Source organism: Gardnerella sp. KA00127 (assembly GCF_049244125.1).
GTDB lineage: Bacteria > Actinomycetota > Actinomycetes > Actinomycetales > Bifidobacteriaceae > Bifidobacterium > Bifidobacterium swidsinskii.
In genome coordinates, this window is record NZ_CP058377.1 from 693600 (window position 1) to 716208 (window position 22609).

A 22609-nucleotide genomic window follows, 5' to 3' on the forward strand; every position below is an offset into this window, starting at 1 on the left:
TTACGGACGTTTTCTTGTTTTTTGGACGCAAAACAAGTAGAATCGGACGAAAAGGATGTAAAATCGGACGCAAAAAATATTTTTAAGCTTTAAAATGTCCGATTTTAAATGCAAATATAAATACAAACTTAACTAAAAACGATATTGCAACAAACCTAACTTACGAAGCGAGACTGCAATGTTCAATATAAATTCGCTGTCTTTACTAAGAGAGAGTAATCAATTAGAAGCGAAAGCGGCTTCAAACGGTACGCCGAGAAGTATGTGGGAAACGTATTGTGCTTTTGCTAATACGAATGGTGGAACTATCTTGCTGGGTGTAGGCGAAGATGCTCAGCATAATTTACAGCTTGTTGGCGTAAATAACCCTGAACATATGGTAAAAGATATTTGGGATACGCTAAATAATAAGAATAAAATTAGTTCGAATATTCTTATTGAAGAAAATATTTCTATTGAACAGATGGATGATAACAAATCTATTATTCGCATAACCGTTCCAAGAGCAAATCGTTCTGATAAACCGATTTATATTAATGGAAATCCTATAGGCGGTACGTATCGTCGTAATTTCGAAGGCGACTACAAATGTTCGCAAGAAGAGTATCAAGCGATGGTCAGAGACAATGGTTCGAGCGTAAATTCTATGGATCAATCTCCACTGTTGCAACACAGTGTTGACGATTTTGATATGGAGACTGTGCGCTCTTACCGCAATATGCTAAGTGCAGTGCGTCCTCAACATCCTTGGCTTACGCTTGATACAGATGAATTTCTTATGAGAATCGGAGCGTTAGCAAAAGACGAGTCGAATAAATTGCATCCTACTCGATCGGGTCTTTTAATGTTTGGTCAGGAGTGGTGCATTATTACGGAATTTCCGTACTATTTTCTCGACTACAGAGAAATTACCAATGCTGATAGTAGGTGGAGTCATAGGATTGTCAGCTCGGATGGTTCGTGGAGTGGGAATCTTTATGATTTTTGGAGTATTGTATGGCAGCGTCTTTCTCGTAAAATTGATGTACCATTTTTGCTTAATTCGCAGTCATTACGAGTTGATGATACTCCGTTGCATATGGCAGTTAGAGAAGCCCTTGCAAACACGTTGATTCATGCTGATTATTATATGCGAGGTAATACTGTTATTACATATAATGATGCTGTGAGTACTGATGTTGATGGTTCTTCACAATCTTCTATAGAAACAAATAGCGCAAATGATGGTTTTAAGCTTTCTTTTGCAAACCCGGGTTGCTTACGTATGCCTGTAGAAGTGGCTTTAGCTGGAGGTTTTTCTGATTCTCGGAATCCAGCACTGCTTAAAATGTTCGCGCTGATTTCTGTTGTTGAACGTGCTGGAAGCGGATTTGATGCTATGAGAGCTGGTTGTGATTGGGCTGGAATACGCTATCCAATGTTAAGTGAGTCCTTTAATCCAGACCGTACTACTCTTGAATTTTTTGTAAGCGATAAGAATAACTTTGTATCTGGTTCTTCAAAAAACAAAACTGAACTTAATGCTAATTCATTGAATTTAGTGAACAGTACTTATAATTCAGAACTTACTACAAATTCACTTTCGCAAGATTCTAATAACTCGCATAAACGTATGAGCGTTGACGATTGCTATAAAAAGATTATTGAAGCAGTACATAATCATGGAACAATAAAGCGTGAGCAAGTGCAAAATATTCTTAACGTGGGTAGTACCAAGGCTAAGCAATTGTTATCTGATTTAGTTAGTAGAGGAGATATTTCAGTTTGTGGAAAAGGTCGAGCTACTACCTACGTTTTTAACCGCAGTTAAACAAAAACCGCACATGTGTGAATTAATCGCTTATGCACGAAACTCGCGTGCGCTATCGTAACGTTTTAACCAAATCTCGCTGGCAAACTCTTTCTGGCAAGTAATCACCGTTATTTTCTCAGTTGGTTAATCTGCTTGAGTGCTCCAATTGTAGGGAGTTTTCCTCTCGTTTGGAGTGCTCCGCAAACAAAAACCGCACATGTGTGAATTAATCCACGAACATGTGCGGTTTATGTTTATTTATTACTGATTAATCAAATCAGGCGTTTACGCGATCGATGCCGGACTGCACGTCAGCAATCACGGAATCCCAAGACTTGATGAAGGCGGCAACACCGTCGGCCTCAAGCTTGTCGGTAACGTCCTTAATGTTGATGCCAAGCTCAGCAAGCTTGTTCATAACAGCGTGGCTCTCTTCGTAAGTGCCCTTAACGGAAGCAGCGCCGTTGCCGTGATCAGCAAGAGCGTTCAAAGTCTTTTCTGGCATGGTGTTCACAACATGCTCAGCAACCAACTCGTCAACGTACTTGCAGTCGGAGTAAGCTGCGTTCTTGGTGCCGGTAGAAGCCCAAAGTGGACGCTGCTTCTTAGCGCCCTTAGCTTCAAGAGCAGCCCAACGTGGGTCAGCTGCGAACTTCTTTTCGAAGAGTTCGTAAGCCAAGCGAGCGTTAGCAACAGCAGCCTTGCCTTCAAGAGCCTTAGCTTCATCGGAGCCGTTAGCTTCGAGGAGCTTGTCAACAGCGCTATCAACGCGGGAGACGAAGAAGGAAGCTACGGAACCAATGTGCTTCAAGTCGTGGCCGTTAGCATCTGCCTGAGCAATACCTTCGATGAAGGCGTCGATAACCTGCTCGTAGCGCTCGAGGGAGAAGATCAAGGTTACGTTCACAGAAATACCCTTAGCAAGGGTAGCGGTGATAGCTGGAAGACCTTCCAAAGTTGCTGGAATCTTAATCATAACGTTTGGACGATCAACCTTTGCCCAAAGCTCTTCAGCCTGCTTCTCAGTGTTAGCAGTATCGTGAGCCAAGCGTGGGTCAACTTCGATGGAGACGCGGCCGTCAACGAAGTCGGTCTTTTCAGCGATCTCGCGGAAGATATCGGTTGCGTTACGAACGTCGGTGGTGGTCAACTCGCGGATAGCGGTTTCAACGTCGACCTTGCCGAGTTCCTTAAGCTGTGCATCGTATGGGCCAACCTGGCTCAAAGCCTTCTGGAAGATGGATGGGTTGGTGGTAACGCCAACAACATTCTTATTAGCAATCAAATCCTGCAAAGAGCCGGACTCAATGCGGGTACGGGACAAATCGTCCAACCAAATAGAAACGCCGGAATCGCTGGTGCGCTGCGTTGCTTCAGTCATGTTATCTCCTTAACACTGTGCTCCACTAATTGGGGCACGTCGGTATTTTGGCGTTTTTACAAGAAACAGCGGTTGATGTCGAACCAACGGTAGCTCGGCATCAACACGCCGTCGCTGTCTCTTGTGAAGTGTTTCGTTAGCACTTCTAGTTTTGTGACATACCAATTTTATTTTGATACATCAAGCTTTTTATTCGCTACCTATTTGCGATTCTCTACTATTTGCGATTTGCTTTTAGTAGCAATCTACTTTTAGTAGCAAGTTTCGCTTAGGCGCGAGCTTCTTCGATAGAAGCCTTAGCAGCTTCTACTACGTGCTCAGCAGTAATGCCCAAGTCAATCATGTTCTGACCGCCGTCACCCTGCAAGCCGTACTGTTCGATAGAAACAGCCTTGCCGCAATCGCCAAGATACTTGTACCAAGGCAATGCCAAGCCAGCTTCGATGGAAACGCGAGCCTTGACGGACTTTGGCAAGATTGCTTCCTTGTACTCTTCGTCCTGCTCTTCGAACCATTCGAGAGATGGCATGGAAAGAACGCGAGCCTTAATGCCTTCAGCAGCCAAAGTCTTGGCACCAGCAACAGCCCACTGAACTTCGGAACCGGTTGCCATGATGATTACGTCTGGAGTGCCTTCGCAATCAACCAAAACGTAAGCGCCGTGCTTCACGCCTTCGCGAGCCTTTCCAGCAGTCTCAGCGAGGGTTGGAACGCCTTGGCGGGTCAAAATCATAGCGGTTGGGTAGCTGTTCTTCTTTTCGAAGAAGTAACGGTAAGCTTCAGCAGTTTCGTACTCATCTGCAGGGCGCACAACCTCAAGCTGAGGAATAGCGCGGAAAGCAGCCAAGTGTTCGATTGGCTGGTGAGTTGGACCATCTTCGCCCAAAGCTACGGAATCGTGGGTCCAAACGTAGAGGTTTGGAATCTCCATCAAAGCAGCCAAGCGAACTGCTGGACGCTCGTAGTCAGAGAACTGGAAGAAGGTGCCGTTGAATGGGCGAGTGTCAGAACCAAGCAAAATACCGTTGGTAATAGCACCCATCGCGAACTCGCGCACACCGAAGTGAAGCTGACGGCCATGCTCGGAAACGTTTGGCCAAGTGCGGGTTGCATCCTCGGATGGACCGAAGGAGTCAGCACCCTTAATGTTGGTGTTGTTGGAGCCGCCCAAATCAGCGGAACCGCCCCAAAGTTCTGGCATAACAGCAGCAATTGCGTTAAGAACTGCGCCGGAAGCCTTACGGGTAGCAACCTTAGAGCCAACTTCGAAGCCAGCAACCAAGTCGTCAATAGCCTTGTCGAAGCCTTCAGGAAGCTTGCCAGCCTTAAGACGCTCGTAAAGAGCAGCCTTATCTGGGTTGGCGGCAGCCCACTTTGCAAGAGCTTCGTCCCAAGCCTTGTGAGCAGCCAAGCCGCGCTCTGCAACCTTGCGAGCGTGAGCCAAAGCTTCTTCGTCGATTGGGAATTGAACTTCTGGGTCGAAACCGCAAAGTTCCTTCAAGCCCTTAACAGCTTCTTCGCCAAGCTTGGAGCCGTGGGAAGCTTCATTGTTAGTCTTGCCTGGGGTTGGCCAAGCAATCAAAGTATTAACCTTAATGAAGTGAGGCTTATCGGTAACTTCCTGAGCCTTTTCAATAGCAGCAGCCAAAGCCTGAACGTCTTCCTTGTAGGAGCCGTCTGGCTGGATGAAGCTAACTTCATCGGTGTACCAACCGTATGCACGGTAACGAGCAAGAATATCTTCAGAGAAGGTGAGCTTAGTGTCACCTTCAATCTGAATGTGGTTTGCATCGAAGATTACAGTCAAATTGCCAAGCTTCTGGTTTCCAGCCAAGGAAGCAGCTTCAGAAGAAACGCCTTCCTCAACGTCGCCTTCGCCGCAGATAACCCAAACCTTGTGATCGAATGGGGAAGTGCCAGCTGGAGCTTCTGGATCAAGAAGACCGCGCTCAAAGCGCTGGCCGTAAGCGAAACCAACAGCAGAAGCAAGACCCTGACCGAGTGGGCCAGTAGTCATTTCGATGCCTGGAGTCAAGCCGTATTCAGGGTGACCTGGAGTACGCGTGTCTGCACCGCCACGGAAATACTTGAGATCGTCAAGAGTCAAGCCGTATCCAGAGAAGAACAACTGCACGTATTGCGTAAGCGAAGCGTGACCGCCAGAAAGAATAAAACGATCGCGGCCAGCCCACTTTGGGTCAGCTGGATCGTGCTTAATGAAATGCTGGTACAATGTGTACGCAATCGGTGCTAATGAAACAGGGGAGCCAGGATGTCCGTGTCCTGCTCGCTCAACAGCATCAGCCGAGAGAACCTTCGCCATTTTTACGGCGCGCTCGTCTAATGCAGACCAGTTGAAATCGGTCATGTGATCTACTTTCCTTCCAATAATCCGGGTTTTTAAGCACAGCTTACGCTGGCTTTTTACCCTCTCATTGCCCTTCAATCCTATCTTTCGCGCGCGACGAATATGTTACAAAGTGTGTCAAAAGTTTGCTTTTATGTTCTGTTGCGTGCTAAGAAATAGACTACTATAGGAATATAGTATTTAGAGTGTTTGTAAGGAGTGGTAATGCAGTCACGACGCATGATGATTTTGCGCGCAGTTGTTGAGGATTATATTCGTTCTCAAGAGCCTGTTGGTTCTGCGGCTCTTGCAAAGCATCATCAGCTTGGTGTGAGTTCAGCTACTATTCGTAACGATATGTCGGCTTTGGAAGAGGAGGGATACCTTGTTCAACCGCACACTTCTGCAGGTCGTATTCCTACTGAAAAAGGCTATCGCTACTTTGTTGACGGTTTGGCTTCTGTTATTCCGCTTTCTGAACCGCAGCGTCGCGCTATACGTAACTTTTTAAGCGGATCTGTTAGTTTGCAAGATACTTTGCAACGTTCCGCGCGTCTTCTTGCAAGTATTACGGGTCAAGTCGCTCTCGTAGCATCTCCAGCATTGTCTAAGTCAAAAGTAAAAAGAATTGAGATTGTTCAAGTATCGTCTTCTACGCTTTTGGTTGTTGTGATTACAGATGCTGGAGGCGTAGCTCAGCACATGATTCAAGCAACTACTATAAATTCAAATGACTTATTGCATCTAACTAATATGGTTAATGAGTGCTGCATTGGGCTATCTCTTTCATCTGCTTCACAACGCGTTTATGCGCTCGCAAATCGCAAGGATTTAGCGTCAGCTTTGCAAATTATTAGTCAACTTGCTAACGCTTTAGAAGATATGCATGACGGTGAGCATACTCACGACTTATATATGGCTGGAGCTTCTCAACTTGCGCATAGACAAAGTATTGTTGATTTTGCTTCACTTTTTGACGCACTCGAAGAACAGGCTGTTATTATGCGACTGATGACTTCGTTAAGTGAGGAAGCAAGCGATTGTGCAAGTGGTGTTAGTGTTGCAATCGGCTCGGAAACGCACACTCCTGGTTTGCTTAACGCTTCTGTTGTAACAAGCACTTACGGATACAATGCTGATTCTGACTCTGCGTTTATTGGATCAATTGGTCCTACGCATATGGATTATGCTGCAACGATGACTGCTGTTAAGGCTGTTGCGCGCTACCTTAATTCGTTTATATCCGAAAATTCATAAAACGTGGCTGGTTTATGGCTGGTTATTCGGCTTATGTCTGGCTGTGCCTTATGCAAGAATGATTTTAGAAAAAGGTAAAAGGGGAATTAATTGACTGATTACTACAAAGTTCTAGGCGTTGATCACAATGCTAGCGACGACGAAATTCGCAAAGCCTATCGCAAAATGAGCCGCAAATATCATCCTGATATTGCAGGCGCTGAGTTTGAAGAAAAGTTTAAGGAAGTAAATGCTGCCTACGACGTGCTTTCTAATCCTGAAAAGCGTCGAATGGTAGACATGGGTGTTGATCCTAACGATCCTTCTGCAGGAAGTGCCGGAGCTTCAGGTGCTGGTTTTGCAGATATGGGCATGGGCGACATTTTCAGCCAGTTCTTTGGCGGTTCTTTCGGTAATTCGCAAGGACCAATTTCGCGTGTGCAGCCTGGCGATGATGCGTTAGCTGAGGCTCGTATTGATTTGAAAACCGCTATTTTTGGCGGAAATGTTAGCGTACGGTTAACTACTTTTGGCGTTTGCAAGGATTGCTCTGGTTCCGGTTCTGCCGACAATTCCGCTCCAGAACAGTGCTCTGTGTGTCACGGTTCTGGCTTCTGCCAAAAAGTTGTGCGCACTATGCTCGGTCAAATGATGTCTTCGATGCCTTGTGAGCATTGCGAAGGTCACGGCACGATTATTAAGAATATTTGCCAAAACTGCCACGGTCATGGTCGTGTGCGTTCAATTCGTGAAGTTGGAGTGAACGTGCCGGCTGGAATTCGTGACGGTAGTCGTTTGCGCTTAGCTTCCCAAGGAAGCGTTGGTGAGTGCGGCGGTCCTGCCGGCGATTTGTACGTTGATATTCATATTCGTGCAGATAAGCAATTTACTCGTAACGAGGATGATTTGCATTGTTGGATTACAGTTCCTATGAGCTGGGCTGTTCTTGGTCGTAGTCTTGAAATCGACACTTTTGATGGTGCTCAGAAAATAACGATTCCTGCAGGCTGCCAAAATGAAGACACTATTACTTTGCCAAATCTTGGTGTGACGAAGCTTCGTTCTAAAGATCGCGGAAATATCGTGGTTCATGTGCTAGTGCAAACGCCTTCTAAGTTGAATGATGAAGAGCGTGCTTTGATTGAAAAATTTGCTAAATTGCATGATAGTTCTATGAAGCAAGTGCAGCAGCATTCGTTAAGTGAGCAGTCGAGTGAGCGTAAAGGTTTCTTTAGTAAATTAAAGGAAGCTTTTGCTGGCTGATTTTACGGATTTAATTTACTGCTTTAAACGGCTTTAATTTACGGCTTTGATTTAAAATAGTGGGGAAATATGGCATTACCAATATTGTTTGCTGGAACTCCGGAAGTTGCGGTTCCGTCTCTTCGCGAGTTAACTAAAGATAGTGAGCATTTTGATGTTCGCGCTGTTCTTACGCGACCGGACGCTCCGACTGGTCGCGGTAGAAAGCTTGTGCCAAGCCCTGTGAAACAGGCTGCTCTTGAGCTCGGCTTGCCAGTGCTTGAGTCGGATCCTAAAAATGAAGATGTGTTTCTTGAACAGCTTGCGGCAACCGGTGCAAAAGCTGCAGCAGTTGTAGCATACGGCAAGATTTTGCGACAGAATGTTTTAGACGCGTTGCCGCTCGGCTGGTATAATCTTCATTTTTCGCTTCTTCCGCAATGGCGAGGTGCAGCTCCTGTGCAGCGCGCAATTTGGGCTGGGGATGATATTACAGGTGCTACGGTTTTTCGCATTACGCGCGGCATGGATTGTGGGCCTATTTTGGCGCAGTTTACTACAAAAATTGAGTCTCGCGAAAATTCTGGCGATCTTCTTGCACGACTTGCAAACGACGGCGCGCCGCTTCTTGCAGCATCTCTTCGCGGCATGGAAACTGGTGAAATTGTGCCGGTTGAGCAAGATCAAACTCCTCAAGAAGTTGCGCAAAAAATCACTGTTGAAGATGCTCATATTGATTTTCATGCGCCAGCTTTTGCAGTCGATCGTCAAATTCGCGCTTGTACGCCAAATCCGGGCGCGTGGTGCGAGCTTCATGCGGACGATGAACATAATGCGGATCCGATTACTTTGCATGTTTTACGCGCAGTTCCGGCAGATGCTAACGATCCGCATGCTCAAGATTTTAATCAGCTTGATCCTGGAAAATTGCTTGCTGGTAAGAAGCAAGTTTGGGTCGGTACTTTAAGCGGCGCACTTGAGCTTTTGGAAGTAAAAGCGCAAGGTAAGAAAGCTATGAAAGCGGCAGACTGGGCGCGCGGAGCTAGGCTTTCGGCAGCAGCTTACTGCGCATAAAATTATGATTATGAACTTTTCTTCGGTGTTGCCAACTTTGTCTAAACCAGGGCTTTTGGTTATGGATGTTGATGCAACGCTTATTGAGGAAGAAGTTATCGATTTGCTCGGTGCAGAAGCTGGATGCGGCGATGAGCTTTCTGCGATTACAGCGCGAGCAATGCGTGGCGAAATTACTTTCGATACTTCCTTGCGTTCGCGCGTGAGTATGCTTCGCGATTTGAATATTGACGAGTGCAAAAAGCGTATTATTTCTAAAATTCATGTAACTAAAGGCGCGAATGTTTTAATTGACACGCTTCATGCGCACGGATGGAAAGTTGGCGCAGTTTCTGGCGGTTTTCATGAGATTTTGGACGAATTTTTGCCGAGTTTGAATATTGATTTTTGGGCGGCTCACCATTTAGAGTCTATTGACGGCAAGCTTACTGGCAACGTACTTGGAAATATTGTTAATGCTAATGCAAAAGTTGAAGCGCTTAGAACTTGGGCAACTAATCTTGGAATTGATCGCGAACAAACTGTTGTAGTGGGGGATGGAGCGAACGATATTTCAATGATTAAATTCGCTGGATTAGGCGTAGCTTTTTGCGCAAAACCAACAGTTCAAGCGGCTACTCCTTACTGCATTCTTACTCGCGATTTAAGCGCTGTCTTACGTTTTTTGAATGCGAATTAATACGTTTTTAAAAGTAAAAGTTGAGTAATGTACGTAGGCAATGTAAAATTGCGAATGATGATTAAAGATTAATGATTAAATTTTTTGTGAAAGTTCTGTATCTTTTAACCGCAGAGCTTAAATGTGTTGGTGAATCTTTCTATTGTTGAGTAAAATAAAGTTAATTTATGGGAGAGAGAGTGTGCATAAATACGGGAATTTATGCATTTAGGGTAGGGAGTGTAAGTTGAATTTACGAGAAGTTGCGCTTGAAGTTGCGCGTATTTTGGAAGATGTTGGTAAACATGCGTATCAGGATCAATTAAGCCCTCAAGATATGACGTCGATTGCGTTGGGTGATCCTAATAAATCTGAATCTGGTTTTGGCGATAAGCTCGTGCGTTTTATTCAAAATCGTTTGACTTATGTGAATCCTTTCCAAGGTTTTTGGCAAACTAAGCCGGAGCAGTGCAATCCAGGAGAACGTTTTTGGTGCGTTGGAAACGTTGACGGTGCTATTAATTTTAATCGCGATATGGCTGAGTGGACTCTTACGGTTTCGCTTTTTGAGTTTAACGATGAAGGCTCCGCTCGTCCGGTTCTTGGCGTTGTGCACGCTCCTGCGTTGGGATTGACTTATTTGGCTGCAAAGGGTCAGGGTGCTATTCGTATTCGTAGAACTCCGCAAGGAGAGAAGCGTGAGAAGATTACGCCTTCCACAACTTCTACTTTGCAAGGATCTGTGGTTTGTTATGGAATGTCTTATATACCTGGTGAATCTAAGCGCGCGCTTGACGTAGTCGCTTCTGTTGAAGAGGGCTGCCCTGCGGATATTAAGCGTATTGGACCTGCGTCGCTCGACTTGTGCAAGGTGGCAGATGGCACTTATGACGCTTATTTTGAGCCTCACTTGCATCATTGGGATATTCCAGCTGTTTCTGCTGGTGCCGTGGTTGTGCTAGAAGCGCAGGGTCAGGTTTGCCAGTGGGATGGAAACCCTATTCATTGGCGACGCGAAAATGACGTAGTTGCTTCTAACGGTTTGCTTATTAACGAGTTAAAGCCGTATCTTAAATAAGCAATATTCTTGCGTAAGTAACTAATATTCTTGCGTAAGTAGTTAATAGTCTTACGTAAGCAGTCAATAACATTACGCAAGTAACTCGTAGCCTTGCGTAAGCATTCAATTATCTTGCGGCGTATCGTAATTTTTTTTCATAAATATTATGACGTCTTAACATGTAATTTATACGTATTCATGCGTGATTTGCGAATTATGTGATTTACGCTACACAAATTATTGCATGAAAAGGTTTGCAATGTATGAATAGTTGAGTACCATATAACTTGTACGAATGTCAGTTTGCACATTTTTATGCATGCTTGAAACGTATTAAGAGAGTATGAAGCGTTGTGTAAATAGCAAATTGGTATGAAACAAAGAGGCGAATGCTAATTTGTTTGGCTGCTGCATTATTGCATATTACAAGTTATGCATAAGCAGAAACATAAAGAAGACACATTATTGAAATGAGGAATAATGACGAAGAAGATTATGAGTGCGAAGCATCTTGCCGATTTGCAAAAGTCTATGCAAAAGTCGAGTAACAGCGTTATTTACGCGCCACTTTCTAAGAGCGTGTGCGCAGCTATGCTCGCAGGTGCTATGGTGCTCGGGGGGGGGGGTATTCGTTTCCTCGCCTGCCTATGCTGACGGTTATGTAGACGGCACTGGCAACAATGTTTATTACGGTTTCAAAACTGATGCAAAATATGCCGAGGCTCATTTCAACATTGACGTTGAATATTACGATACCTTTGAGCACGCCAAAGCTGGCGGTACTGAAGGCATAGACCCTCTTGGTAAATTTGTTCGCGTTCATTATCTTTCTAATTGCCACAACAATGCTACAGCTGACGATTGGCGATTCCGTCCAATGTGGTGGTTTGGTGTTCCTGCTGGTTTGAAAGATCCTCAAGATATTCAATTTAAGCGTATTGAAAAGTTAACAAAAAATGGCAAGGAGCAGGTTAAACCTGCTGGTTCTTCGCAATATATTACAACCGACGCAAACGGTTATGGCGTTGTTTCTGACAAACATTTTAATAGTCCTAAGGAATGGACTAATATTTCTAATTATTATTTTAGTGACGAAAATATTCTTGCCAGCAAAGGCTGGAAACAGCTTATGGGCTTGGGTACCAAAGACAATAAAGGCTACGATAATGCGGGCAATACCGCACAACAATGGGAAGAATACCAAAAGCAAACTCAAGGCCTTAAGGGTATTTTCGTAGACTGGGAGTCTGCTGGTCAGCGTTGGTATGACATGACTTACGTTTCCGAGATGGAAGACAATGCATGGAAAGAGCGTGACACCAATCCGCTTCGTTTTGCCGCTGGCGTTTACCGTTTTGCAGGTAACTGGCACTATGCGGTTGGTCAAAAGCACAATACGCCAAAGATTGCGGATTATTTGAAGCTTGCGTATCCAGAGGTTACAAAGGTTAAGAAGACTAACGCTTTAAGTGAAGCCGAGCAAAAGGCTATTAAAGAAAAAATTGAAAAAGCGAATGAAAACACCAAGTACTTCAAGGAATTAGTTGCTGATAATGGTGTTGTGGTAAATAAGGATGGCTCTGCAACTATCACTTTCAAAGACAAGACGACTCGCACGATTCCTGCAAGCCTTCTTGTTGCACAAGATGAATCCGACAGCGACAGATATAAGCCAGTTATGCCAGATCGCATACCTGTTGTAAAGCCTGATTCGTTAAGTGATGATGATAAAAAGGCTGTTATTGATGCGTTCAAGAAGGCGAACCCTGATAGCAGCGAATTTAGCAAGCATCTTGCCAAGGATAATGCTATTGCTTTCGATAAAGACGGCAAGAACCTTGTTGTGACTTACGAAGATGGCTCAAAAGCTACGATTCCTGCGTCTGAGCTTGTGTTCCAAGGGCCAAAAATCTCCGATTGGGCGCCTTACGTGGTACCTGATCCAATTGAGGTTGGGAATCTTTCTAGCTTGACTACAGAAGAGCAAAAGCAAGTAACCGATGCTTTTGATAAAGCAAACGCTGACTTGGATGTTTATAATGCAGCCAAGAAGGATGGCAAAACTCCTGTAAGCTTCGATAAAGACTTCAAGAACGCCATCATCACTTGGGCAGACGGTTCAACAACAGAGATTCCTTCTTGGCAATTCTTAAAGCAAAAGGCTGCTGAGGAAAATCCAACTCCAAAGCCGCCTGCTCCAACTCCTGCTGCTGAAAAAGAGTTCATCGTTGAACGTCCTGAACAACAATCAAGGGTTAATTTCGATCCCTTTAACGCTACACAAAAAGACGTAAATGATAATAAGACGCAGCTTGATGCTATTGTCTCTCAATTTATGAAGAAGCTTAAAGCTAAGGATGCTAAGAATCCTGATACGTCTGTAACAATCAAAGGTGTTGAATTTAAGATAGTAGAGGGTAAGGGCGTAGTAGTATTCCATGCTGACAACTACAAAGATGCTACATACCCAATGAGCGTATTCCTTAAGCAAATGGCAAATAAGCAAACGCCTCAGACACCTTCTACGGAAACTAAGACGGAAACTGACAAAGACAATCCAGGGAATACCTTTACTTATAAAGTTACAAAGACTGAGATTGAGGGTAATACACCAACTGTTCCAGAAGCTGTGAAGGCATTAAAGCAGTTTGTAAAAGACAATTACGATAATGTAACTGAAGATGATTTAGCTACTGTTGCAGACAGCGTTGAGGTTAAAAAAACTTGGACTCCAAAAGCCGGTACTAAGAATATGGGTCCTTACGGTGTATCTGGTAAGAATGGTGGACCGATGCTTAGTATCAGTTTACGCGATGATAAGGGTATCAAGGTTATTGGTCGTCCATGGGCTGACAACGATGATGGGGGAGATTGGGATTCTGCCTCGCAAACCGAATTGATTACCATCCAAGCTAACGATTTGTATGTTAAAAAGAACAGCTCTCAACCTCAAAAAGATAATACGATTGACAATCTAAAGCAGCAAGCTAAGGATTTGCTGAAGAAGCGCAAAGGTGCTCCTGACAATCTCACTAACGAAGATTTGAAGCGCGCTGGCATCGACAATCCTGATCAGTTGGATGATTCCAAGATCGATAGCATGGCTCAAGGTCAAACAGCCGAGAAGGACCTGCGCGATCTTATTCGCAAGCTCACCGATGCCAAGAAGGCTGAGCGCAAGTACAATCCAATTCCTGAGATTGAAGTTACCGACCCAGAAAATCTGTCTGAAGCTGATTTCAAGAAAGCTGCGGAAGCATTCTTGAAAGCCAATTACGATGGCACGGATTCACTAGCAGAAGATAAGGCGCCGTATAACGTTCCTACGAGTCTCACGCCAAAAACAGATACAGTTAAGATGGAGCTTAGCTCAACTTCTAATGCTAATGGCATTGCAAAGGTTACATATAAGAATAGTGATTTTACAACACTTGTGTTCCAGGATTCTGCTAATAATGATTTGTTCTCCGTTAAGGTAACTTATAAGAAGGCGGGAACCCCTGCGCCAACGCCTGATGCTGGTCAACTCCAGCAGATGAAGGATGATGCGAAGAAGCTTATCGACCGCAATCCAAAGCTTACTGAGGAGCAAAAAACCCAGTATAAGAATGAGATTGATAATGCTAAAGGTGCTGATGATATTCAGAATATTCTTAAGAAGGCCAACGAGCAGGCTGGCAAGAATAATGTAACTCCTGAACAGTTAAAGGAAAAAGAAAAGAAAGACAAAGAAAATAAGGAAAAAGAGCAGAAAAAAGAGGAAGATAAAAAGCAGGAGGACCAGAAGAAGCAAGAGCTACAGGATAAGAAAAAGAAAGCTTCTGATGCAATTGATGGTCTTGGCAATCTGACTCAAGATGAAAAGGATAAGCTCAAGGAAAAGCTGAATGGAAAGAGTGGGGATGCTACCAAGCCTGGTGCTAAGACTCCTGAAGAAGTTCAGCAGATTTTAGATGAAGCTAATAATCTTAATGAAGCGCACAAGGATGTTAGTGCTGGCGCGCTTCCGTTCCTAAGCCACGGCAATTCTAGTAGCGAGGACGATAAGGCTCTTAAGGAGTTAATTGGTTCTGATCCAAGCAAGAAGGATGCAGCACTCACTGCTTTGGAAGATGCTCTTGCAAAGAAGGATCCTGCTGCTACTGCAGAAGAGATTAAGAATGATCTTGACGCAGCCAAGCGCCAGAATGCGATTAACGAGCAGAATGCTAAGAATGCTGGTATTGCCAAGCTTGATGCTAAGAAGGCAGAACTTGATGCAGCATACAAGGCGTTGAATGATGAGCAGAAAGCAAAAGCTAAAGATAAGTATGAAGCTGCCACTAAGGCAATCGATGATGCCAAGAACACTGTTAACAGTGCAACAAAGCCTTCTGAAATCAAGGATGCTGTTGATGGCGTGAAAACTTCGTTTGATGACGCAAACAAGGCAATCGAAGATGCTAAGGGCAAGCGCGATATTTCTCAGAACACATACGATGATCAGTCTGTACTTAATAAAGAAAAGGAAGATCAGAAGAAACGCATTCAAGATAGTGATCTTCCAGATGCTGAAAAGCAGAAGGCTATTGATGACATCAATGATGCAAAGAAGATTGGCGACCCAACTGCTATTGCTAATCGCGCTTTGAAGGCTAAGAAGATAGAGGATGCTAAGAAGCAGATTGCTGCGCTTGATCATTTGAACAATGCGCAGAAGGAAGCTTTCAAGAAGATTATTGAAGATACTGATGCTTCTGATCACAAGAACGCTGACGGTACAACTTCTGACGACATCGACGACGCGCTTGCCAATGCTACTGCAACCGATACTGCCATGGCTCGTCTTGAAAAGCTGAAAGAGATCGCTGATAAGTTCGCTAAGGGCGACAAGTATAAGGGTCTGCAAGAAGGCAATGAGCAAAAGAAAGCGTTTGACGATGCTGCTACTGCTGCTGGAGCCGTGCTAGACAAAGCTAATGGCGATCCTAAGGATGCGGATCAGGTTAATGAGCTGTATAAGGATCTTCTTAAGGCAATGCAGGCGATTGATGACAAAGTTAAGGGTGCGGGCGTAAGCACTGATTTACTTCAGGCTGAAGTAGATAACGATTCTAAGCTTAAGCCAACGCCAGCTGATCCTAACGATTCCACTAAGCCGGCTACACCTGGCGATCCTCTGTACACGACCGCTTCTAAGGAGAAGAAAGAAGCATTTGACAAGGCACTCTCTGACGCGGAAGCGGCATTGAAGAAAGCTAAAGAAGATAACGAAAACGATAAGAATCTAGACTCTACTCCGCGCACTCCCGAGCAAGAGGCTAAAGATCAACAAGCGGTAGACGACGCACTTCAGAAGCTTGAAAATGCGCGTAAGGCGCTTGATGGTGTTGATACCAAGCCGTTGCAAGATGAGATTGATAAGGATAGCAACGTTAAGAACTCAGATAGGTATACGTATTCTACTACGACGGAAAAGAAGACTGCGTTTGATAAGGCTCTTCAAGATGCTAAGGATCTTATCGATAAGCTAACTGGTACGAAGAAGGCTGCTGCAGGCGAGGAAGATGTAACAACTAAGACTCAAGCTGAAAAGCAGAAGCTTGTTGACGCTGCTCTTGCAAAGCTTAAGGCAGCTGAAGAGGCTCTTGACGGTAAGAAACCAACTCCTGGTTCTGGTTCTGAAGCTGGTTATGGTGTGAATGATAATGCGCCTACTACTGTGGATAAGGGTGAGTTGAATGTTCAGATTCAGGGTGCTGAGTCTGATTCACAGCCTGGAAATGCTGGTAATGGTAACGCTGGTGCTGGCGTAAACTCGGGTAATGCAGGTAACGCTGCTAACACCAATGCTGCCAACGCTAACGCTAATAATGCTAATGGCGCAAGTTCTGCTGCTGTGAACGCTGCTGTTGAGAATAATCCTGCTGTGAAGCAGGCGGATGCTAAAGTTTCTAAGGCTCAGGCGGCTTTGGATGCTGCTTTGGCTGAGGCTAAGAAGGTTGCTGCTGATCCGAATGCTACCCAGGCTCAGGTTGATGCTGCGGTTAAGAATCTTTCTGCTGCTCGTAAGGCTTTGGCTGCTGCTAAGGCTCATGCGGCTGATGTTCGTGCTTCTGTGCGCGCTCAGGTGTTGAAGAGTGGTAGTGTTGCTCAGCTTAGTAAGACTGGTAGTGACGTGTCTGTGTTTGGCTTGTTTGCTGCAACTCTTAGTGCTGCTGGTGCTGCGCTTTTCTCAGCTAAGCGTCGTGGTACTTCTCGTCACAGTAGTAAGTAGAATATTTGCTAGCTGGTCTGGTTATTGCAGATCAGCTAGTTTAGAGCTGTTTAATGTTTGCTTAATTGTATTCAGTAAGTTTGCTGAGTATTGAGTTAATTAGCATAATGAAGTTAATGTAAAATGTGCCTCACTTTGCGTCTTTCTTTACTACGCAAAGTGAGGCATTTTTGTATGCGAATATTTTTATCTAACACGAATTGAAACAGTCGTGAAAATATGGGAGAATTACCACATGACTACAGTTATTATGCATACTTCTGAAGGCGATATAAAAATCAATTTGTTTGACAGTAAAGCGCCTGAAACCGTCAAAAATTTTGTTGGCTTAGCTACTGGTGAGCGCGAGTGGCTTGACTCATTCAGTGGAAAACCTTCGCATGAGCCATTCTACGATGGTTTAACTTTCCACCGCATCATTAAGGATTTCATGATTCAGGGTGGCTGCCCACTCGGCAATGGAACTGGCGGTCCTGGATACGAGTTTGACGATGAAATTGACGCATCCTTGAAGTTCGATAAGCCTTATTTGCTCGCTATGGCAAATGCTGGAAAGCGTCGCGGTCGTGACGGTCGTTTGCATGGCACTAACGGTTCGCAGTTCTTCATTACAACTGTGCCAACTCCATGGCTTGATGGCCACCATACAATTTTCGGCGAAGTTGCTGACGATGAATCGAAGGCGGTTGTCGATAAGCTCGAGGCTGTCGCAACGGATCGATCTGATGCTCCTCTTGAGCCTGTAGGTATTATTTCTATTGAAGTTTTGTGATTAAACGTTATTTGATTTAATACTCTTTAATATTCTTTAATACTAAAGTTCTTAATTGCTAATCCGACATTTTCTATACGCTTGTGTACAGAAAATGTCGGATTTTTGCTGTAAGGCGGCAGAAACTTTACAACGCATGCAACGGAAAGGTTGTATTAATAGAATTTAAATGCGGATATAAAGAAAGCGAGTCTTATAGCAAGCATAATAGCTCACTATAAAACTCGCTTTGGTTCATATCAACCTTCTTCTATTATTATTCGTTGTAAGTATTGTTATTGAAGCACTTGCAATTCAGTTTTTGCTTCCGCACTTCCGTACCTCATCATTTTATGCTTTCACGCTTTGATACAACGATGAGCCGGATTCTTGGAACTTTTTGCTCATCTCTTTCATACCATCGGCAATTGCCTGACTGCGTGCTTCTTCAACGAGCTGCTCCTGCTGAGCTGCTCCGCCAAAACGCTTACGAATATTTTGCGAAATAGCCATCGAGCAGAACTTTGGTCCGCACATCGAGCAGAAGTGCGCCATTTTTGCTGGTTCTGCAGGAAGTGTTTCGTCGTGGAAGGCGATTGCGGTATCTGGATCATAGCTTAAGTTGAACTGATCCAACCAGCGGAACTCAAAGCGAGCCTTACTGATTGCGTTGTCGCGATCCATAGCATGTGGATGATGCTTAGCAAGATCAGCTGCGTGGCAAGCGATCTTATACGCAATCACGCCTTGCCTCACGTCATCCTTGTTAGGCAACCCCAAATGTTCCTTAGGAGTCACATAGCAAAGCATTGCGGTGCCGTATCGCGCAATCTCCACGCCACCAATTGCGGAAGTAATGTGGTCATAGCCAGGTGCGGTATCCGTAGTCAAAGGACCAAGCGTATAGAATGGAGCATTCTGGCAAATTGCCTTTTCCATCTCAATATTCATACGCACAGTGTCGAATGGCACGTGACCAGGACCTTCAATCATCACCTGTACGTCATGCTTCCAAGCGATCTTCGTAAGCTCGCCAAGCGTCATAAGCTCGGAAAGCTGAGCCGCATCGTTAGCATCAGCCAAGCTACCTGGACGCAAACCATCACCCAAAGAGAATGCAACATCGTACTTTGCGAAAATCTCGCATAATTCTTCAAAGTGCGTATACAAGAAGCTCTCTTGATGATGTTGCAAGCACCATTCAGCCATAATTGAGCCACCACGAGAAACAATACCGGTTACGCGGTTTGCAGTAAGCGGCACGTAGCGAAGAAGCACGCCAGCGTGAATAGTCATGTAGTCAACGCCCTGCTCGCACTGCTCAATAACAGTGTCGCGGAAAAGCTCCCAGCTGAGCTTAGAAGCATCATCCTCAACCTTTTCCAAAGCCTGATACATTGGCACTGTTCCAATTGGCACAGGGGAGTTGCGCAAAATCCATTCGCGCGTTGTGTGAATATCGTTACCGGTGGAAAGATCCATAACGGTATCCGCACCCCACTTCGTGGCCCACGTAAGCTTTTCTACTTCTTCGTCGATAGATGACGTAACAGCAGAATTACCCATGTTTGCGTTGAGCTTAGTCAAGAAGCGCGAGCCAATAATCATAGGTTCAGCTTCAGGATGGTTAATATTGCAAGGAATTACAGCACGTCCGGCTGCAACTTCTTCGCGAACCAGCTCTACATCGCAATTTTCGCGCGTTGCAACATATTGCATTTCCGGAGTAGTGATTCCGTGGCGAGCGTACCACATTTGTGTAATCGGATGATCCGCGCCCTTCATTGGCTTATGCGTGCGTCCACGCCATTCTTTAGAAGCTTTGCCTCGCTTAATTGCGCGCTTGCCGTCGTCTTGAAGATTGCGCCTGCGACCCTCATATTCCACAACGTCACCGCGGTCGCGAATCCAGTCAAGGCGAAGCGGAGCCAAACCTTCCTTCGGATCGCACTTTGGACCTTCTGTATTGTAATCCTTAAAAGGCGGGTTAGGACCTACGCCAGGAGTATCCGAAAGCTTAATTTCCGTATAAGGAACTTCCAAATCATAAGAACCATATTCATACTCAAAATGAATTGGAGTTGTTTTGCGAATATGAGCTTTATCGCGCTGAGTGCATCCGCGAGCTGCAATGTCAACTCGCTGTTGTTTAGCTAATTTCGCAGCATCCTTTGCTTCTTTCGCATTAATAAAAGTTGGCTTCTTTTCTTGAGTTTCTGAAGATTTTGATTCAGAATTTTCTGCAACTATCACTCGCTTAGCGTAGCCGTGCTTTTCTTCACCTCGCACAGCTTTCCAATGTTCAACAAATTCACGCATAGTTGATTCTGGTGTTTCTGAAGAATACAATGCTTCAGAAACGAACCATCCTGCAGCCTTGGTGTGAGCGATTGTATCGATATCGTCGAGTGCAGTTCTTCCGCCAACTAGAACTGGAAAATCACTTGCGGAACAAATCGTATTAATTTTCGCTTCGTCCAGCGTTGTGTGATTTGCTTCCAATTCGTAAGCGGCAGTAGTGCTTTCGCATCCTTCTTCAGGATTGCGCATTGCTGTTACGCAAATGTAATCAATGCATCCATCTGGAAGTTCGTTTATTACTTTAACTAAGCTTTCGGTTTCAACAGATAAGCCGATTACAGCATCTTCGCCAAGAAGAGCGCGAGCCTCTCTAGGCTCCATGTCGCTTTGTGCTAAATGCACTCCGTCAACTTTGATGCTTTGATTGCGAGCTTGCCAAACGACATCAACACGCTCGTCGATAACAAAAGTTACAGAATCGCATTTGTTATTGTCTTCGATGATTTGTGCAATATCGCGTGCAATAGTAGTGATTTCTTTAGCGTTTTCATTGTTGCAATGAAGACGAATAAAAGTCGCTCCAGCGCGCAAAGCATCATCGACAATATCGGTAAGCGGACGATTATTACAAGCTTGTGGGTCTGCAATAAAGCAGGCGCTTAGATTAAATTGATTACGCATTGATGCGTACGGATAATTCGATGTCATACTAAAATCGTTGCTCCCTACGTTGTATTAACTAACAGGTTCGAAGGGTTAGGCAAACTAATACCATCTCAGCCTTCTTTCGAAAGCACCCCTGCAAAATGTCGAATTACCAGCAAGTTTACACGATTATGTGCATTTAATTGGTGGTGGGTATGTTGCGAATTTCTTTAGCGTTCGTGATGATTGATTGCGCGTGAAATAAAATCTCCCAAGCTTTGCACAATCTGCACGAGGATAATGCAAAGAATAACAGCCACTGTCATCACATCGTATTGATAACGCTGGTATCCGTATCGTATTGCAATATCTCCGAGTCCGCCTGCGCCAACTGTTCCAGCCATTGCGGAGAATCCAAAAAGCGTAATAAATGTAAGCGCAGCTCCGCGAATTAGCGAAGGTAAAGCTTCCCACAGCAATACTTTGCAAACAATTTGCAATTTGCTTGCTCCAAAGCTTTGTGCTGCTTCAATTAAGCTTCCGTCAACTTCGGCTAAAGATTGTTCAACTACTCTAGCAACGAATGGTGCAGCCGTAATCACCAGAGGCACAATAGCTCCAGGAACTCCCAAAGAAGTGCCAACTATGAGACGAGTGAAAGGAATTATTGCAACTAATAAAATAATAAACGGCACTGAACGCACGATGTTAACAATCCAGCCTAGAACTGCGTTAATTGGCGCGTTAGGGCAAATACCTTTTTTGTTTGATGTAATGAGAAGTACGCCAACTGGAAGTCCAATAAGGTATGCAAAAAGTGTTGCAACTGATGTCATTACGAGTGTGTCTTGCACGCCTTCAATAAGTAAGTTGCCGTAGTCGTTAAAAAATTGTGTAGCAGCTTCTAACATTGTTATTTCACCTCGTTGGTAAGCGCGTTTGTTTGTTCGTCTGTTTGTGCGTTTTCTGGCTTATTGTTAAGCTCGCTTGCAATCGTGCTTGTAATTTTAGCGCGATGATTTTCCTGTTTTTCATCTGCAATAAGAGTTCGCAAAATATCGCTTTGTGGATTTGCAAAAAGCGTATCAGTGTCACCTAATTCCACAATGCGTCCGCCATCAATCATTGCAACTCGGTCGCAAATATTTCGTGCTACAGCCAGCGAATGCGTAATAATAACAAGCGTTACGTTGAGTTCGCGGTTAATTCGGCTCAATAAATCAAGGATTTGCGCAGTAGTTGTGGAGTCAAGTGCGCTTGTTGCTTCGTCGCAAAGCATAATCGACGGATTATTCGCCAATGCTCGTGCAATTGCTACGCGCTGCTGCTGTCCGCCTGAAAGCTGGCTAGGGTAGCGGTTTGCAAAATCTTGTAAACCAACTAAGTCAAGTAAGTAGTTTGCGCGTTCTTCTCGTTCCTTTTTTGCAGTGTGATTCAGCTCTAATGGGAAAGTGACGTTTCGCAATACTGTACGCTGCTGGAAAAGGCTAAAATTCTGGAAAATCATGCCAATATTAGTGCGTACTTTTGCAAGTTCTTTATCTTTTACTTCGCTAATATCATTTCCGTCAATAATAATTTTGCCGGAAGTTGGTCGCTCAAGCAGATTCATGCAACGAACTAGCGAAGACTTTCCTGCACCAGAAGAACCAAGGATTCCGAATACTTCTCCCGATTCAATAGTCAGATTAATGTCGTGTAATGCTTCGTTCGCTTTGCTACCTTTGCCGTAGCTTTTGTGAAGATGTTCGATCTGAATCATGCTTTTCCTTAACAGATTATTGCTTTCTGTGTGAAATATACTTCGTTACTAACTAGAGTTACTAACTAGCGTCATTAACTAGATTATTAACTAGCACGCACATT

14 protein-coding genes and 1 riboswitch are annotated in these 22609 nt (G+C 44.5%); of the genes, 9 read left to right on the forward strand and 5 right to left on the reverse strand.

Translation table 11 applies throughout. The annotated features are described in order from the left end of the window. Nucleotides 1-178: 178 nt before the first annotated feature. Complete coding sequence (locus HXT48_RS02680; RefSeq protein ID WP_102155102.1) at nucleotides 179-1810, forward strand: RNA-binding domain-containing protein; 1632 nt, start codon at nucleotides 179-181, stop codon at nucleotides 1808-1810. Nucleotides 1811-2069: 259 nt separating this feature from the next. Here the strand turns inward: HXT48_RS02680 and tal are convergent, their stop codons facing one another. Beyond that, complete coding sequence (gene tal, locus HXT48_RS02685) at nucleotides 2070-3173, reverse strand: transaldolase (protein ID WP_012914254.1); 1104 nt, start codon at nucleotides 3171-3173, stop codon at nucleotides 2070-2072. A 268-nt stretch (nucleotides 3174-3441) separates the two neighbouring features. Further along, nucleotides 3442-5541 carry a transketolase gene (gene tkt / locus HXT48_RS02690; protein WP_415690025.1) on the reverse strand — a complete coding sequence of 700 codons (2100 nt, stop codon included), beginning with the start codon at nucleotides 5539-5541 and terminating at the stop codon, nucleotides 3442-3444. Nucleotides 5542-5760: 219 nt separating this feature from the next. On the opposite strand from tkt, the gene hrcA reads away from it, so the two are divergent. From hrcA to HXT48_RS02730, 8 genes are all read left to right on the forward strand, one after another. Further along, a complete protein-coding gene (hrcA, locus tag HXT48_RS02695) occupies nucleotides 5761-6777 on the forward strand; it encodes a heat-inducible transcriptional repressor HrcA (RefSeq protein WP_004108653.1) in 1017 nt (338 codons plus the stop codon). Between the two features lie 90 nt (nucleotides 6778-6867). After that, nucleotides 6868-8019 carry a molecular chaperone DnaJ gene (gene dnaJ / locus HXT48_RS02700; RefSeq protein WP_004108655.1) on the forward strand — a complete coding sequence of 384 codons (1152 nt, stop codon included), beginning with the start codon at nucleotides 6868-6870 and terminating at the stop codon, nucleotides 8017-8019. 69 nt (nucleotides 8020-8088) lie between these two features. Beyond that, entirely contained in the window at nucleotides 8089-9072 is a 984-nt protein-coding gene (gene fmt, locus HXT48_RS02705) for a methionyl-tRNA formyltransferase (RefSeq protein WP_421793166.1), read from the forward strand. A gap of 4 nt (nucleotides 9073-9076) precedes the next feature. Beyond that, nucleotides 9077-9751, forward strand: coding sequence for a phosphoserine phosphatase SerB (serB, locus tag HXT48_RS02710; protein WP_174182566.1), 675 nt, complete (start codon nucleotides 9077-9079; stop codon nucleotides 9749-9751). Between the two features lie 226 nt (nucleotides 9752-9977). After that, nucleotides 9978-10808: an inositol monophosphatase family protein gene (locus HXT48_RS02715; RefSeq protein WP_004108666.1), complete on the forward strand. Its 831-nt coding sequence runs from the start codon at nucleotides 9978-9980 to the stop codon at nucleotides 10806-10808. A 462-nt stretch (nucleotides 10809-11270) separates the two neighbouring features. Then, the gene (locus tag HXT48_RS02720) at nucleotides 11271-11444 is read left to right on the forward strand and encodes a hypothetical protein (RefSeq protein WP_174182567.1); all 174 of its coding nucleotides are present in this window, start codon (nucleotides 11271-11273) and stop codon (nucleotides 11442-11444) included. Continuing rightward, a complete protein-coding gene (locus HXT48_RS02725) occupies nucleotides 11392-17046 on the forward strand; it encodes a GA module (protein WP_421793167.1) in 5655 nt (1884 codons plus the stop codon). Before HXT48_RS02720 ends, HXT48_RS02725 begins: the two co-directional genes overlap by 53 nt. A 235-nt stretch (nucleotides 17047-17281) precedes the next feature. Continuing rightward, nucleotides 17282-17818 carry a peptidylprolyl isomerase gene (locus HXT48_RS02730; protein ID WP_004108678.1) on the forward strand — a complete coding sequence of 179 codons (537 nt, stop codon included), beginning with the start codon at nucleotides 17282-17284 and terminating at the stop codon, nucleotides 17816-17818. A gap of 330 nt (nucleotides 17819-18148) precedes the next feature. Here HXT48_RS02730 and thiC read toward each other — a convergent pair whose 3' ends face one another. The 3 genes from thiC to HXT48_RS02745 all read right to left on the reverse strand — a co-directional run bounded on the left by thiC (nucleotide 18149) and on the right by HXT48_RS02745 (nucleotide 22505). Beyond that, nucleotides 18149-20806, reverse strand: a complete 2658-nt coding sequence (gene thiC, locus HXT48_RS02735) for a phosphomethylpyrimidine synthase ThiC (RefSeq protein ID WP_421793168.1) — start codon at nucleotides 20804-20806, stop codon at nucleotides 18149-18151. Beyond that, nucleotides 20804-20909: riboswitch (TPP riboswitch) on the reverse strand. It overlaps the preceding gene by 3 nt. Before the next feature lie 64 nt (nucleotides 20910-20973). Further along, nucleotides 20974-21654: a methionine ABC transporter permease gene (locus HXT48_RS02740; protein ID WP_004108684.1), complete on the reverse strand. Its 681-nt coding sequence runs from the start codon at nucleotides 21652-21654 to the stop codon at nucleotides 20974-20976. Between the two features lie 2 nt (nucleotides 21655-21656). After that, complete coding sequence (locus tag HXT48_RS02745; RefSeq protein ID WP_004108686.1) at nucleotides 21657-22505, reverse strand: methionine ABC transporter ATP-binding protein; 849 nt, start codon at nucleotides 22503-22505, stop codon at nucleotides 21657-21659. Nucleotides 22506-22609 lie beyond the last annotated feature (104 nt).

Bases quoted from the DNA above. Each gene is read 5' to 3' on its own strand.
- serB (WP_174182566.1), top strand. From the start codon at position 9,077: ATGATTATGAACTTTTCTTCGGTGTTGCCAACTTTGTCTAAACCAGGG.
- hrcA (WP_004108653.1), top strand. From the start codon at position 5,761: ATGATGATTTTGCGCGCAGTTGTTGAGGATTATATTCGTTCTCAAGAG.
- tkt (WP_415690025.1), bottom strand. From the start codon at position 5,541: ATGACCGATTTCAACTGGTCTGCATTAGACGAGCGCGCCGTAAAAATG.
- HXT48_RS02680 (WP_102155102.1), top strand. From the start codon at position 179: ATGTTCAATATAAATTCGCTGTCTTTACTAAGAGAGAGTAATCAATTA.
- HXT48_RS02745 (WP_004108686.1), bottom strand. From the start codon at position 22,505: ATGATTCAGATCGAACATCTTCACAAAAGCTACGGCAAAGGTAGCAAA.
- fmt (WP_421793166.1), top strand. From the start codon at position 8,089: ATGGCATTACCAATATTGTTTGCTGGAACTCCGGAAGTTGCGGTTCCG.
- HXT48_RS02740 (WP_004108684.1), bottom strand. From the start codon at position 21,654: ATGTTAGAAGCTGCTACACAATTTTTTAACGACTACGGCAACTTACTT.
- HXT48_RS02730 (WP_004108678.1), top strand. From the start codon at position 17,282: ATGACTACAGTTATTATGCATACTTCTGAAGGCGATATAAAAATCAAT.
- thiC (WP_421793168.1), bottom strand. From the start codon at position 20,806: ATGACATCGAATTATCCGTACGCATCAATGCGTAATCAATTTAATCTA.
- HXT48_RS02720 (WP_174182567.1), top strand. From the start codon at position 11,271: ATGACGAAGAAGATTATGAGTGCGAAGCATCTTGCCGATTTGCAAAAG.
- tal (WP_012914254.1), bottom strand. From the start codon at position 3,173: ATGACTGAAGCAACGCAGCGCACCAGCGATTCCGGCGTTTCTATTTGG.